4 protein-coding genes, 2 tRNA genes, 5 rRNA genes and 1 pseudogene (1 of these 12 cut by a window edge) are annotated in these 15814 nt (G+C 40.1%); 10 read left to right on the forward strand and 2 right to left on the reverse strand.

Going from position 1 to position 15814, the window contains the following annotated elements; translation table 11 throughout:
- The 7 genes from JJC03_RS08045 to rrf (JJC03_RS08075) all read left to right on the forward strand — a co-directional run.
- Positions 1 to 2709 (forward strand): 23S ribosomal RNA (locus JJC03_RS08045); it begins 159 nt to the left of the window's first position.
- A 171-nt stretch (positions 2710 to 2880) separates the two neighbouring features.
- Positions 2881 to 2990, forward strand: a 5S ribosomal RNA gene (gene rrf / locus JJC03_RS08050).
- Between the two features lie 333 nt (positions 2991 to 3323).
- Positions 3324 to 4839, forward strand: a 16S ribosomal RNA gene (locus tag JJC03_RS08055).
- 69 nt (positions 4840 to 4908) lie between these two features.
- Positions 4909 to 4982: transfer RNA gene (locus JJC03_RS08060), tRNA-Ile, on the forward strand.
- A 90-nt stretch (positions 4983 to 5072) separates the two neighbouring features.
- Positions 5073 to 5146, forward strand: a tRNA-Ala gene (locus JJC03_RS08065).
- A 169-nt stretch (positions 5147 to 5315) separates the two neighbouring features.
- Positions 5316 to 8187: ribosomal RNA gene (locus tag JJC03_RS08070) — 23S ribosomal RNA — on the forward strand.
- A 172-nt stretch (positions 8188 to 8359) separates the two neighbouring features.
- Positions 8360 to 8469 (forward strand): 5S ribosomal RNA (gene rrf, locus JJC03_RS08075).
- The 16S, 23S and 5S rRNA genes sit together here with 2 tRNA genes alongside, the layout of an rRNA operon.
- A gap of 232 nt (positions 8470 to 8701) precedes the next feature.
- Here the strand turns inward: rrf (JJC03_RS08075) and JJC03_RS08080 are convergent.
- Together JJC03_RS08080 and gldJ are read right to left on the reverse strand one after the other, a co-directional pair.
- Positions 8702 to 9985: a UDP-N-acetylmuramoyl-tripeptide--D-alanyl-D-alanine ligase gene (locus tag JJC03_RS08080; protein WP_103715072.1), complete on the reverse strand. Its 1284-nt coding sequence runs from the start codon at positions 9983 to 9985 to the stop codon at positions 8702 to 8704.
- A gap of 64 nt (positions 9986 to 10049) precedes the next feature.
- Positions 10050 to 11784, reverse strand: a pseudogene (gene gldJ, locus JJC03_RS08085) (gliding motility lipoprotein GldJ).
- Positions 11785 to 11981: 197 nt separating this feature from the next.
- On the opposite strand from gldJ, the gene porU (JJC03_RS08090) reads away from it, so the two are divergent.
- From porU (JJC03_RS08090) to porU (JJC03_RS08100), 3 genes are read left to right on the forward strand one after another with little or no spacing between them, the layout of a single operon-like run.
- Positions 11982 to 13454: a type IX secretion system sortase PorU, long form gene (gene porU / locus JJC03_RS08090; RefSeq protein ID WP_235874295.1), complete on the forward strand. Its 1473-nt coding sequence runs from the start codon at positions 11982 to 11984 to the stop codon at positions 13452 to 13454.
- A 17-nt stretch (positions 13455 to 13471) separates the two neighbouring features.
- Positions 13472 to 14656 carry a type IX secretion system sortase PorU gene (gene porU, locus JJC03_RS08095; RefSeq protein WP_235874296.1) on the forward strand — a complete coding sequence of 395 codons (1185 nt, stop codon included), beginning with the start codon at positions 13472 to 13474 and terminating at the stop codon, positions 14654 to 14656.
- A gap of 41 nt (positions 14657 to 14697) precedes the next feature.
- On the forward strand, positions 14698 to 15801 hold the full coding sequence (porU, locus tag JJC03_RS08100; protein ID WP_235874360.1) for a type IX secretion system sortase PorU: 1104 nt from the start codon (positions 14698 to 14700) through the stop codon (positions 15799 to 15801).
- Positions 15802 to 15814 lie beyond the last annotated feature (13 nt).

Below are 15814 nucleotides of genomic sequence, written 5' to 3' on the forward strand. Positions count from 1 at the left end.
AGGCGAACCCGCTGAACTGAAACATCTAAGTAGGCGGAGGAGAAGAAAACAAAAGTGATTGCGTGAGTAGTGGCGAGCGAAAGCGCATTAGCCCAAACCAATGTTGTTACGGCAATATTGGGGTTGTAGGACCACAATATTTCTTGTAAACTGAATTAGAATAACCTGGAAAGGTTAACCAAAGAGGGTGATAGTCCCGTATAAGTAAGGGATATAAAGAATAGTGGTATCCTGAGTAGGGCGGGGCACGTGAAACCCTGTCTGAATCTGGCGGGACCATCCGCTAAGGCTAAATACTCCTGAGAGACCGATAGTGAACCAGTACTGTGAAGGAAAGGTGAAAAGAACCGTGAATAACGGAGTGAAATAGAACCTGAAACCATACGCTTACAAGCGGTCGGAGCATCATTAAGATGTGACGGCGTGCCTTTTGCATAATGAGCCTACGAGTTAACGTTGCTGGCAAGGTTAAGCACTTCAGGTGCGGATCCGTAGCGAAAGCGAGTCTGAATAGGGCGCTTTAGTCAGTAGTGTTAGACGCGAAACCGTGTGATCTACCCATGGACAGGATGAAGCTGTGGTAACACATAGTGGAGGTCCGAACCCGTTGACGTTGAAAAGTCTTGGGATGATCTGTGGGTAGGGGTGAAAGGCCAATCAAACTCGGAAATAGCTCGTACTCCCCGAAATGCATTTAGGTGCAGCGCTGTGGTCTAGTTATATAGAGGTAGAGCTACTGATTGGATGCGGGGGCTTCACCGCCTACCAATTCCTGACAAACTCCGAATGCTATATAATATACACAGCAGTGAGGGCTTGGGTGCTAAGGTCCAAGTCCGAGAGGGAAAGAACCCAGACCATCAGCTAAGGTCCCCAAATGTATGCTAAGTTGAACAAACGCGGTTTGATTGCATCGACAGCTAGGATGTTGGCTTGGAAGCAGCCATTCATTTAAAGAGTGCGTAACAGCTCACTAGTCGAGCGATCGAGCATGGATAATAATCGGGCATAAGCATACTACCGAAGCTATGGACAGAATATACTGTGGTAGGGGAGCATTCTAACATCGTAGAAGGTTTTTCGTGAGGGATGCTGGAGAGGTTAGAAAAGAAAATGTAGGCATAAGTAACGATAATGGGTGCGAGAAACACCCACACCGAAAAACTAAGGTTTCCGCAGCTATGCTAATCAGCTGCGGGTTAGTCGGGTCCTAAGGCAAAGCCGAAAGGCGCAGTCGATGGCCAACGGGTTAATATTCCCGTACTACTTATAATTGTGATGGAGTGACGCAGTGATGAAAGTACCGCGAACTGACGGAATAGTTCGTTAAAGTACGTAACTATAAGACCTATAGGCAAATCCGTAGGTTTTGGTGAAATACGATAGTACTCGGAATCTTCGGATGATGGGATAGAGTACCTAAGGGCTGCCAAGAAAACCTTCTAAACTTAGATTATAAGTACCCGTACCGTAAACCGACACAGGTAGTTGAGGAGAGAATCCTAAGGTGCTCGAGAGATTCATGGCTAAGGAATTAGGCAAAATAGACCTGTAACTTCGGGAGAAAGGTCGCCAGCGCAAGCTGGCCGCAGTGAAGAGGTCCAGGCGACTGTTTATCAAAAACACAGGGCTCTGCAAAATCGTAAGATGACGTATAGGGCCTGACACCTGCCCGGTGCTGGAAGGTTAAGAGGAGATGTTATGAGCAATCAGAAGCATTGAATTGAAGCCCCAGTAAACGGCGGCCGTAACTATAACGGTCCTAAGGTAGCGAAATTCCTTGTCGGGTAAGTTCCGACCTGCACGAATGGTGTAACGATCTGGACACTGTCTCAGCCATGAGCTCGGTGAAATTGTAGTATCGGTGAAGATGCCGATTACCCGCAGTGGGACGAAAAGACCCTGTGCACCTTTACTATAGCTTAGTATTGACCTTGGATAAGTGATGTGTAGGATAGGTGGGAGACTGTGAAATGGCGTCGCTAGGCGTTGTGGAGTCATTGTTGAAATACCACCCTTTGCTTATCTGAGGCCTAACTCTCAAAAGAGAGGACATTGCTTGGTGGGTAGTTTGACTGGGGTGGTCGCCTCCAAAAGAGTAACGGAGGCTTCTAAAGGTTCCCTCAGCACGCTTGGTAACCGTGCGTAGAGTGCAATGGCAAAAGGGAGCTTGACTGAGAGACATACAGGTCGATCAGGTACGAAAGTAGAGCATAGTGATCCGGTGGTTCCGCATGGAAGGGCCATCGCTCAAAGGATAAAAGGTACGCCGGGATAACAGGCTGATCTCCCCAAGAGCTCACATCGACGGGGGGTTGGCACCTCGATGTCGGCTCGTCACATCCTGGGGCTGGAGAAGGTCCCAAGGGTTGGGCTGTTCGCCCATTAAAGTGGCACGCGAGCTGGGTTCAGAACGTCGTGAGACAGTTCGGTCTCTATCTACTGTGGGCGTTAGAAATTTGAGTGGATCTGACTCTAGTACGAGAGGACCGAGTTGGACTAACCGCTGGTGTATCTGTTGTTCCGCCAGGAGCATCGCAGAGTAGCTACGTTGGGAAGGGATAAGCGCTGAAAGCATATAAGCGCGAAACCCACCACAAGATGAGATTTCTTTTAAGGGTCGTGGAAGATCACCACGTTGATAGGCTATAGGTGTAAAGGCAGTAATGTCATAGCCGAGTAGTACTAATAACCCGTAAGCTTATTGTAAGCCTCCCCTTGCCCTGTAAAGGAGGGGGGAAGCAGATTCTTTCTTTAAATGAATATTTATCTCAATATGTTAAAATATTGCTAGCTATAAGCTACAGTGAAAAGTAACTAGTAAAAAGTGAAAAGTCAAAGACTTATCACTATGAGCTAATCATTTATCACTTACAACCTTAAGGTGGTTATTGCGGCGGGGCTCACCTCTTCCCATTTCGAACAGAGAAGTTAAGCCCGCCAGCGTCGATGGTACTGCAATTATGTGGGAGAGTAGATCGCTGCCTTTCTTTATTCTGATTAGTAATTAGAATTTACATAAAAATCCCCTGAAAAGCAGGGGATTTTTTATCCTCGCAAAATAGAAAAGTTCCTAATTAGATTGAAAACAAGCTTTTAAAAATTTTTGAAAAAAAAGTAAAAAAGTCTTGTAAAAGCTAAAAGAAACACTATCTTTGCACCCGCTAAGACGATAAGTCAAAAGCGAAAAAAAGTAAAGAAAAAGTTCATAGACATATTGGATTGACAGCACGTTTTAATAGAGATATTAAGACAAACAAAATTTAAGAGAGTAAGAAAACTAGCGACTTTGTCAAAAAACTAGAGCGTAAGCTCAAAAAAATACGATGAAGAGTTTGATCCTGGCTCAGGATGAACGCTAGCGGCAGGCTTAACACATGCAAGTCGAGGGGTAGAAGGAGCTTGCTCCTTTGAGACCGGCGCACGGGTGCGTAACGCGTATGCAATCTACCTTGTACAGGGGGATAGCCCAGAGAAATTTGGATTAATACCCCATGGTATTTTTAAATGGCATCATTTAATTATTAAAGTTCCAACGGTACAAGATGAGCATGCGTCCCATTAGCTAGTTGGTGTGGTAACGGCATACCAAGGCGACGATGGGTAGGGGTCCTGAGAGGGAGATCCCCCACACTGGTACTGAGACACGGACCAGACTCCTACGGGAGGCAGCAGTGAGGAATATTGGTCAATGGGCGCAAGCCTGAACCAGCCATGCCGCGTGCAGGATGACGGTCCTATGGATTGTAAACTGCTTTTGTACAGGAAGAAACACTCCCTTGTGAGGGAGCTTGACGGTACTGTAAGAATAAGGATCGGCTAACTCCGTGCCAGCAGCCGCGGTAATACGGAGGATCCAAGCGTTATCCGGAATCATTGGGTTTAAAGGGTCCGTAGGCGGTTTTATAAGTCAGTGGTGAAATCTGGTCGCTCAACGATCAAACGGCCATTGATACTGTAGAACTTGAATTACTTGGAAGTAACTAGAATATGTAGTGTAGCGGTGAAATGCTTAGAGATTACATGGAATACCCATTGCGAAGGCAGGTTACTACGAGTTAATTGACGCTGATGGACGAAAGCGTGGGGAGCGAACAGGATTAGATACCCTGGTAGTCCACGCCGTAAACGATGGATACTAGCTGTTTGGAGCAATCTGAGTGGCTAAGCGAAAGTGATAAGTATCCCACCTGGGGAGTACGCTCGCAAGAGTGAAACTCAAAGGAATTGACGGGGGCCCGCACAAGCGGAGGAGCATGTGGTTTAATTCGATGATACGCGAGGAACCTTACCAAGGCTTAAATGGGAGACGACAGATTTAGAAATAGATCCTTCTTCGGACGTCTTTCAAGGTGCTGCATGGTTGTCGTCAGCTCGTGCCGTGAGGTGTCAGGTTAAGTCCTATAACGAGCGCAACCCCTGTTGTTAGTTGCCATCGAGTCAAGTCGGGAACTCTAACAAGACTGCCGGTGCAAACCGTGAGGAAGGTGGGGATGACGTCAAATCATCACGGCCCTTACGCCTTGGGCTACACACGTGCTACAATGGACGGTACAGAGAGCAGCCACCACGCAAGTGGGCGCGAATCTATAAAACCGTTCTCAGTTCGGATCGGAGTCTGCAACTCGACTCCGTGAAGCTGGATTCGCTAGTAATCGCAGATCAGCCATGCTGCGGTGAATACGTTCCCGGGCCTTGTACACACCGCCCGTCAAGCCATGGAAGCTGGGGGTACCTGAAGTCGGTGACCGCAAGGAGCTGCCTAGGGTAAAACTGGTAACTAGGGCTAAGTCGTAACAAGGTAGCCGTACCGGAAGGTGCGGCTGGAACACCTCCTTTCTAGAGACATAAAAAAGACCTAGGGTCTTACTCTCGCTGTTAGTTCAAAAAAAAAGACTTAAAATACAGAGTCTCGTAGCTCAGCTGGTTAGAGTACTACACTGATAATGTAGGGGTCGGCAGTTCGAGTCTGCCCGGGACTACTTTTAACAAGTATTTTAAGAGAAAAGGAAATTTTAGAAGTTGAGTCCTTGAATTTTGAAATTTGAGATTTAAATTTTGAAATTAAAAACGGGGGATTAGCTCAGCTGGCTAGAGCGCCTGCCTTGCACGCAGGAGGTCATCGGTTCGACTCCGATATTCTCCACGAAAAAAATGATAATTATCAATTGATAATTGTTAATTGATTAAAGTTCATTGACATATTGAGATAAACATACAAACAAGTAGAAAGAACACAAAAAAATGTGAATTTTAAATTGTGAATTATGAATTGATTCATCATTTATAAATTAACATTTATAATTAAAAAGAAACAATAAGCAAAATAAGGGCGTATGGGGGATGCCTAGGCTCTCAGAGGCGAAGAAGGACGTGATAAGCTGCGAAAAGCTGCGGGGATTGGCACATACGAATAGATCCGCAGATATCCCAATGGGGCAACCCACTATGTTGAAGACATAGTATCCGATAGGAGGCGAACCCGCTGAACTGAAACATCTAAGTAGGCGGAGGAGAAGAAAACAAAAGTGATTGCGTGAGTAGTGGCGAGCGAAAGCGCATTAGCCCAAACCAATGTTGTTACGGCAATATTGGGGTTGTAGGACCACAATATTTCTTGTAAACTGAATTAGAATAACCTGGAAAGGTTAACCAAAGAGGGTGATAGTCCCGTATAAGTAAGGGATATAAAGAATAGTGGTATCCTGAGTAGGGCGGGGCACGTGAAACCCTGTCTGAATCTGGCGGGACCATCCGCTAAGGCTAAATACTCCTGAGAGACCGATAGTGAACCAGTACTGTGAAGGAAAGGTGAAAAGAACCGTGAATAACGGAGTGAAATAGAACCTGAAACCATACGCTTACAAGCGGTCGGAGCATCATTAAGATGTGACGGCGTGCCTTTTGCATAATGAGCCTACGAGTTAACGTTGCTGGCAAGGTTAAGCACTTCAGGTGCGGATCCGTAGCGAAAGCGAGTCTGAATAGGGCGCTTTAGTCAGTAGTGTTAGACGCGAAACCGTGTGATCTACCCATGGACAGGATGAAGCTGTGGTAACACATAGTGGAGGTCCGAACCCGTTGACGTTGAAAAGTCTTGGGATGATCTGTGGGTAGGGGTGAAAGGCCAATCAAACTCGGAAATAGCTCGTACTCCCCGAAATGCATTTAGGTGCAGCGCTGTGGTCTAGTTATATAGAGGTAGAGCTACTGATTGGATGCGGGGGCTTCACCGCCTACCAATTCCTGACAAACTCCGAATGCTATATAATATACACAGCAGTGAGGGCTTGGGTGCTAAGGTCCAAGTCCGAGAGGGAAAGAACCCAGACCATCAGCTAAGGTCCCCAAATGTATGCTAAGTTGAACAAACGCGGTTTGATTGCATCGACAGCTAGGATGTTGGCTTGGAAGCAGCCATTCATTTAAAGAGTGCGTAACAGCTCACTAGTCGAGCGATCGAGCATGGATAATAATCGGGCATAAGCATACTACCGAAGCTATGGACAGAATATACTGTGGTAGGGGAGCATTCTAACATCGTAGAAGGTTTTTCGTGAGGGATGCTGGAGAGGTTAGAAAAGAAAATGTAGGCATAAGTAACGATAATGGGTGCGAGAAACACCCACACCGAAAAACTAAGGTTTCCGCAGCTATGCTAATCAGCTGCGGGTTAGTCGGGTCCTAAGGCAAAGCCGAAAGGCGCAGTCGATGGCCAACGGGTTAATATTCCCGTACTACTTATAATTGTGATGGAGTGACGCAGTGATGAAAGTACCGCGAACTGACGGAATAGTTCGTTAAAGTACGTAACTATAAGACCTATAGGCAAATCCGTAGGTTTTGGTGAAATACGATAGTACTCGGAATCTTCGGATGATGGGATAGAGTACCTAAGGGCTGCCAAGAAAACCTTCTAAACTTAGATTATAAGTACCCGTACCGTAAACCGACACAGGTAGTTGAGGAGAGAATCCTAAGGTGCTCGAGAGATTCATGGCTAAGGAATTAGGCAAAATAGACCTGTAACTTCGGGAGAAAGGTCGCCAGCGCAAGCTGGCCGCAGTGAAGAGGTCCAGGCGACTGTTTATCAAAAACACAGGGCTCTGCAAAATCGTAAGATGACGTATAGGGCCTGACACCTGCCCGGTGCTGGAAGGTTAAGAGGAGATGTTATGAGCAATCAGAAGCATTGAATTGAAGCCCCAGTAAACGGCGGCCGTAACTATAACGGTCCTAAGGTAGCGAAATTCCTTGTCGGGTAAGTTCCGACCTGCACGAATGGTGTAACGATCTGGACACTGTCTCAGCCATGAGCTCGGTGAAATTGTAGTATCGGTGAAGATGCCGATTACCCGCAGTGGGACGAAAAGACCCTGTGCACCTTTACTATAGCTTAGTATTGACCTTGGATAAGTGATGTGTAGGATAGGTGGGAGACTGTGAAATGGCGTCGCTAGGCGTTGTGGAGTCATTGTTGAAATACCACCCTTTGCTTATCTGAGGCCTAACTCTCAAAAGAGAGGACATTGCTTGGTGGGTAGTTTGACTGGGGTGGTCGCCTCCAAAAGAGTAACGGAGGCTTCTAAAGGTTCCCTCAGCACGCTTGGTAACCGTGCGTAGAGTGCAATGGCAAAAGGGAGCTTGACTGAGAGACATACAGGTCGATCAGGTACGAAAGTAGAGCATAGTGATCCGGTGGTTCCGCATGGAAGGGCCATCGCTCAAAGGATAAAAGGTACGCCGGGGATAACAGGCTGATCTCCCCCAAGAGCTCACATCGACGGGGGGGTTTGGCACCTCGATGTCGGCTCGTCACATCCTGGGGCTGGAGAAGGTCCCAAGGGTTGGGCTGTTCGCCCATTAAAGTGGCACGCGAGCTGGGTTCAGAACGTCGTGAGACAGTTCGGTCTCTATCTACTGTGGGCGTTAGAAATTTGAGTGGATCTGACTCTAGTACGAGAGGACCGAGTTGGACTAACCGCTGGTGTATCTGTTGTTCCGCCAGGAGCATCGCAGAGTAGCTACGTTGGGAAGGGATAAGCGCTGAAAGCATATAAGCGCGAAACCCACCACAAGATGAGATTTCTTTTAAGGGTCGTGGAAGATCACCACGTTGATAGGCTATAGGTGTAAAGGCAGTAATGTCATAGCCGAGTAGTACTAATAACCCGTAAGCTTATTGTAAGCCTCCCCCTTGCCCTGTAAAGGAGGGGGGAAGCAGATTCTTTCTTTAAATGAATATTTATCTCAATATGTTAAAATATTGCTAGCTATAAGCTACAGTGAAAAGTAACTAGTAAAAAGTGAAAAGTCAAAGACTTATCACTATGAGCTAATCATTTATCACTTACAACCTTAAGGTGGTTATTGCGGCGGGGCTCACCTCTTCCCATTTCGAACAGAGAAGTTAAGCCCGCCAGCGTCGATGGTACTGCAATTATGTGGGAGAGTAGATCGCTGCCTTTCTTTAAAAACCCTATTCTGTAAAGAATAGGGTTTTTTGTTTTAGCAAGAATTTGATTGATGTTATTGCTTGCGTGATCGGGCGTAGCAAGCTACCATGTAGCGAGTAGCAAGCGACCCGACACATATTAAAGTGTTTCTGTCAAAGGCTCTTGATTATTGGTTGTGGTGGGGCACGTTATAAAAACAAAAAACCACGCTTATGGACACGTGGTTATAATTTGTTTGTTTTTTGTTAAATAATTTCAAGGGTTCGTTCTAGTGCCATTCCTCTTGATCCTTTTATTAAGATTGTATTGTTTTCTATTTTTGTGGGTTTGTTTTGAACAAAATCTTCAAATGATGTATAGTAATGAATGTGTTCTTTTGTTATTTTTGAAGTGTAAAAATCTTTTCCGATGAAATGATAATGAATGGATGTGTCGTTTAAAACAGATTCTATTATTTTTGTGTGTTCTATTAGACTTTCTTCTCCAAGTTCGAACATATCGCCTAAAATGGCTGTTTTTTTCCCTTCTAGTTGCTTTAAGTTGTTTAAAGCTGCTAACATACTGCTTGGGTTGGCGTTGTAGGCATCAAGGATGATTTTGTTTGTGTTTTTTTCAATTAGCTGTGAGCGATTGTTTGAAGGTGTGTAATTTTGAATAGCCTCTTTTATATCTTGATCAGAGACATTGAAATATTTACCTATGGATATGGCTACATTAATGTTGTTAGAGTTGTATATACCAATAAGATTGGATTGAATTTCAATGTTGTTGTATTTTATTTTTACAAATGGGTTTGCTTGTATTTCGGTTATGGTAACGTTAGGGGTTTTATTGCTATTAGTTGAAAAGGTGTATCGATTGATTTTTTGTGTTTTTTCTTCTTGAATGGGATCGTCTAGATTTACAAAAACAGTTTTGTGATTTGTTTCTAGATAATTATACATTTCACTTTTACCTTTAATAACACCTTCGATACCTCCAAATCCTTCTAGATGTGCTTTTCCAAAATTAGTAATGTAGCCAAAATCAGGGGTGGCAATATTGCAAAGTAAATCGATTTCTTTTTGATGATTCGCTCCCATTTCTACTATTCCGATATCTGTATCTTCTTTTATGGAAAGTAGGGTTAAAGGAACCCCTATGTGATTATTTAGGTTGCCTTGTGTAGCTACTGTTTTATATTTTTTTGATAGTACGGAATTGATTAATTCTTTTGTGGTTGTTTTTCCATTGCTTCCTGTAAGGGAAATAATGGGTAATCCTAGTTGTATTCTATGATAATGAGCTAATTCTTGTAGGGTTTGAAGTGAATTATTAACGAGGAGCATTTTATTTTGATCAGTATGGTATTTTTTATCGTCTATAATGGCAAAAAGGGCACCTTTGTTTAATGCTTCTTGTGCAAATTCGTTAGCGTTGAAATTATCTCCTTTTAGTGCGATAAAAAGGCTATTAGGGGTTATTTTACGAGTGTCGGTGCAAATAGTGTCGCACTGTAAAAAGCATTGGTATAATTCTTCTATTCTCATATGGCTAAGGTACTAAAAAAATAAAATCCCGCAAAAGCGGGATTTTATTTTAAACGAAAGTATGTTATTTTCTATTTCTTGGTGTTTTTTTGAAGTCTGATTTTGGACCTACTCGAGACATTGCGCATCTGAATCCGATGAAGTCAGTAGCTAAATCTTCGCTTAAGTATCTTCTTGATGCAGGGTCTAACCAATAGGCTCTATCTTTCCAAGAACCTCCTTTGTAAACTCTTACATTATCACCCACTAACGTAGTTCTTTTGTCAGATTTATCAAATTTACGATCTATCTTTCCTGTGCTGTCTGGAGCTACTTTGTGTATAGGAGAATTGTACATTCTCTTTTTGTCTTTTAAGTCTTCTCCTGTTGTAGATTCGTCATTTAGGTTGTATAATCTAGAAGATTGTTTATCTCCATCTCTGAAACCAATATTGTTACTTCTTGAGAAGTTTTGTCTTAAATATGTTTCATTTTCATCAACTGGCACTTGTGCGATTTCTCCTGGTTTGCTTCTAGCGATTACTTTACCATTACTTAATGTGTCGTATTTTATAGTTTCAGATGTTACGAAAACTATTTTACCTTCTTTGTCTATTTTGTTTTTAGTATAAACGTTTCCGCGGAAATAGTTGAAATCGTTTGCTTCATCGTCTACTATAGGGCGGTAAACGTCTTGTACCCACTCAGCTACGTTACCCCCCATATCGTAAAGACCGAAATCATTTGGTTTGTATGATTTTACAGGTGCTGTAATATCTGCATTGTCATCAGACCAACCTGCAATTCCTCCGTAATCTCCTTTTCCTTGTTTGAAGTTGGCTAATTGATCACCGCGAGTTACTCGACTTCCTGAACGAGTATACTGTCCTTTCCAAGGATATTTCTTTTGTCCTCTATATGTGTTATACTCACGAGTACCTACGTCTGAAGCTGCTGCATATTCCCATTCAGCTTCAGTAGGAAGTCTATACTCAGGTAATAATAGACCTGAAGTTTTTGTGCGTACACATTTTTAGGACCATCATTGGTAGCTGTTGCATTAGTTCCTGTCTGATCAGTTGATTTTTTGGCTGATTTAGAGCTAGATCTACCGCGTTGTTTTTGAAGTATGATTTCTTCGTTTCCTCCAAAAGAGGTTGAAGGCGATACTAAATAAGCTTCTGTATCAAAATTATTATTTGCGTCAGCATCTACTAATTTAGCTCCTTTTTCATGTAGCCTTCTCTTTCTAGAAGAGCTTCGTTTACTCGATTAGTTCTCCATTTTGCGAATTCAGTAGCCTGTAGCCAGTTTACTCCTACTACTGGATATTGAGAATAAGCAGGATGACGTAGATAGTTGTTGGTCATTGTTTCGTTATAACCTAAACGATTTCTCCAAACTAGAGTATCAGGTAATGCTCCATTGTATATGTGTTTGTAATTTTCTTCTGTTGGAGGGAAAACTCTTTTAATCCAATCTAAGTACTCCATATACATTATGTTCGTTACTTCTGTTTCATCCATGTAAAAAGACTGAACATGTTGTTGGGAAGGAGTATTATTCCAATCGTGCATAACGTCATCTTGAATTTTTCCCATCGTAAACGTTCCTCCTTCAACTAAAACTAGACCAGGACCTGTTTCTTGTTTGGTGAAATTAGAGTTGTACTGGAAACCTCCATTAGGATCATTAATTTTCCAGCCTGTTGCAGCTGAAGTGTCTTTAGTACTAGACTTTTTACTACAACTGGTAGTAAAACTTAAAAGCACCATAGCAGATAAAAGTGCTCTTACTGTCATCGTTTTGTTTACTTTCATACTTTCAGTAGGTAATTATTTAAAGTGATGCAATATAATAATTAACGAGTAATTAGCAATAAGAGTTGTTAAAATATTTTTTTAGTACAGAATTATTCGATAAATAATATATGTTTAACGTGTAAAAATGTATTTTATTGTTTATTAAAGTTTATTTTTACAAATAATATAGTAAAGTAATTTTCGTTTATGGGTATATGAAGTGGTATTTGGTATTTTTTGGTTTTTTAAATTGTTTTTATTTAAATGCTCAATCATTAGGTAGTATTGATTTGGGTTGGACTTCAAAGCCTTTGAGGTATGATGAAGAGAGAGTTGTTGTAATTCCTAATTTTCAAGCGGAAGGGCTTGTTTTTAGTTTTGAGAATAAAACTTTATTGTTTTCAAGGAAGATTGCACAGGATATTGTTGCAGATGAAGCTTCTTTTAATAGCTTTAATATAATAACGGAAGAGATTGAAGAATCTTCATTAGGTATTTTAGATTTGAAAAAGATTACCAATACAATAGGTTTTAAAATAAGTAATGTTAGCTTTAGAGATGAAACTTCGGTTGTTTTAAGTTTTAATCCAATTTATAAGGAGGGGAATGTTTATAAGAAAGTCATTTCTTTTAGTTATTCTTTTAATGAGACTTTAAATAAAAAAATACTTGCAAGATATAATATTGGAGGTTTACAGAATTCTGTATTAAGGAATGGAGTGTGGAAGAAGTTTTTTATTGAAAAGTCAGGGGTCTATAAGATAACTAAAGCTTTTTTATCTAGTTTAGGTGTTAATGTTAATGTAGATCCTCGCACTTTGAAAATTTATGGTAATGGAGGGAAGATGATTCCTTTACTTAATGCTGAAAATTCTACTTTAGATTTACAAGAGAATGCAATTCAAGTAGTGGGAGAGGAAGATGGTGTTTTTGATGAATCTGATTATGTTTTGTTTTATGGTTTAGGTATGGATAAATGGAGTGAGGAAAATATGACTCATAATAATTTATATGCTGATAAATCTTATTATTATATAACTAGTGGGGGAGATAGAGGGAAAAGGATTGAAGAAAAGGTTCAGCCAGTTGGTTCCGTTCATTTGAATTTTAATGAATATGATTTTTACGCTTATCATGAAGTTGATAAGAACAATGTTGGTGAATTTGGAAGACGTTGGTTTGGAGAGGAATTGCATTTGAAACCAAATTATACTTTTGATTTTTTAGTTCCTAATATTGTTTTGGGAGCTGAAGTTATTGTTAGGTTTTCTTCTGTTTCAACAAGTATTAAGTCTTCGAGTATAAATGTTTCTATAAATGGAATTAGTGATAAGAAAGTTGAATTTCAAGGTGTTTTGGATTTAAATACAGTAAAAGGTGAAGAGTCTGTTTTTGTTTCGAGGTATAATGAACGTACCTCTAATACTATATCAGTTGCTTTGTCTTATAATAATAATGGTATTCCTTCAGCAAAATCATATTTAGATTTTTTAACTATTGCTGCTAAATCAAGTTTAATGGGTTATGGTAAACAGTTTCCTTTTAGGATTAACAGAATTGAAAATAATTCTTTAGTAGGTCAATATAATTTTAAAAATATAGGAGAGGTTCGTCAAATTTGGGATGTGACTAGTTATGAAGCTATTTCTAAAATAAGTAAAGGTTCTGAAGTTGATTTTTCTTTTTAGGTTTTGTAGATGATAAGGTGCATGAGTATGTTTTAGTTGAACCTAATGATTATTATTATCCTAAATCAGATGAAAATTCTAATGTTTTTAATCAAGATTTAAAAGGAACGATTTTTTTGGATGAAAATAATCAAATTAAGCCATTGGATTACTTGATTGTAACACCTAGAATTTTAAAATCTCAGGCTGATCGTTTAGCTGATTTTCATAGAAATTATTCTAAATTAAATGTAAAGGTTGTTTTATTAGATGATATATATAATGAATTTTCAACAGGAAAACAGGATATAGGGGCTATTCGTAATTTAGTGAGGTATGTATATGAAACGGCTCCAGGAGGTAAAAAAATAAGTTATTTGTGTCTTTTTGGAGATGCTTCTTTTGATTATAAGGATAGGGTTAAAAATAACACAAATTTAGTGCCTAACTTGCAATCTTTAGGGAGTCTTGCTCTGTCAGATTCATTTGTTTCAGATGAGTTTTTTGGAATGATGGATCTTTTTGAGGGACGTATGACGGGGATAGAAGGTTGTGATATAGCTGTAGGAAGAATTCTAGCAAAGGATATTTTGCAAGCACAACAAATGGTTGATAAAATTATTCAGTATCATGACAAAAAATCAATTGGTAAATGGCGTAATAATTTAGTCTTTTTATCAGATGATGTTGATAAAACTTCGGATTCAAGTTTGCAGGTAAACTTGAATAATATGGCGGATGCCATACTTGCTAATCGTCCTTCGTTTAATGCAAGAAAGATTTTTACGGATGCTTATGAACAAGTTATTACTTCTGGGGGGCAGAAATATCCGAAAGCAAAGGAGGAGTTTTTAAACTCTTTTTCACAAGGGACTTTGGCAATGGTATATATAGGTCATGGGGGTGAAAGCGGCTTAGCAAGTGAACGTTTGTTTGAATTAGCAGATGTAAAAGCTCTGGCTAATCCTTATAAGTTTCCTCTTTTTATGACAGTAACTTGTGAGTTTACACGTTATGATAATCCATTAAAAGATACGGGAGGAGAGGTTGCTTTTCAGAATCCATATGGTGGTCCTATAGCTTTGATCTCTACTTCAAGACTTATTTATCAGGTCGTAGGTGAACGTTATAATTTATTAATTGCTCCATATTTATTTGGGTATTCTGATAGAGGAAAAGTATCAATAGCGGAGGCTGTACGTTTGGCAAAAAAGATGCGTTAGATTTAGGGAATCATGTTATTTCATTTATTGGAGATCCAGCTATGAAATTAGCGATACCAGATCCAAAAGTTGTAATAACTCATATAAATGATGAGCCAATAACGGGTTATACGGGGAGTTTGTCCGCATTGTCAAAAGTGAAAATTTCAGGGGAAATACAAGATGATAAAGACCAGACTCAGAATGATTTTGGAGGCGAATTATTTGTGAGTATTTTTGATAAATTTATAGATAAAACAACTTTAGCAAATGATGGTGTTTTACCTAAGCTGTCATTTAAATCAATGGGAGAAACTATTTTTAGAGGTAATGCTAATGTTAAAGAAGGAAAGTTTGAATTTAACTTTGTGGTTCCTAAAGATATAGCGATTCCAGTTGGAATGGGAAAAGTGAGTTTTTATGCTGCTGAAAATACAGGTCTTAAGGATAAAACAGGTTATGATTTAAGAGTGAAAGTTGGGGGTGTTAACTCAAATGCGGTTCAAGATAACATTCCGCCTAAGATGCAGTTGTATATAAATGATAAAACTTTTGTTGCAGGAGGTATTGTAAATCAGAAGCCGATATTAGTTGTGGAATTACAGGATGAAAACGGAATTAATACAGCAGGAGGAATTGGTCATGATATAGTGGCTTATTTAGATGGTGATGAGACGAAGCCTATTATTTTAAATGATTTTTATAATTCTGTAAAGGATGATTATACAAGAGGAATTGTAAATTATCAATTTTCAAAACTATCACCAGGCGTGCATACGTTAACGGTTAAAGCTTGGGATGTTTATAATAATATGGTAAGTTCTGAACTTAAATTTGTTGTAATAGATGATTCAGAGTTGGAATTGACAAATGTTTTAAATTATCCTAATCCATTTGTTAATTACACTGAGTTTTGGTTTACTCATAACAAACCTTTTGAGCCTTTAGAAGTTCAAGTTCAAATTATGACAATAACAGGTAGAATTGTCTGGACAAAAAATCAAACTGTATCAACAACAGGGTTTTTATCAAGAGACTTAGCATGGGATGGTAAAGATGATTTTGGAGATAAAATTGGGAAAGGAGTCTATTTGTATCGATTAAGTGTTAGATCAATTTTATCAAATAAAAAAGTGGAAAAAATTGAAAAATTAGTGATTCTTTGATAAAAGAAATTAT

This window comes from Flavobacterium oreochromis (assembly GCF_019565455.1).
GTDB lineage: Bacteria > Bacteroidota > Bacteroidia > Flavobacteriales > Flavobacteriaceae > Flavobacterium > Flavobacterium oreochromis.

What these genes read in the sequence shown, in the direction of transcription:
- JJC03_RS08080 (WP_103715072.1), bottom strand. Translation starts at nt 9,985, where the DNA reads ATGAGAATAGAAGAATTATACCAATGCTTTTTACAGTGCGACACTATT.
- porU (WP_235874295.1), top strand. Translation starts at nt 11,982, where the DNA reads ATGAAGTGGTATTTGGTATTTTTTGGTTTTTTAAATTGTTTTTATTTA.
- porU (WP_235874360.1), top strand. Translation starts at nt 14,698, where the DNA reads ATGAAATTAGCGATACCAGATCCAAAAGTTGTAATAACTCATATAAAT.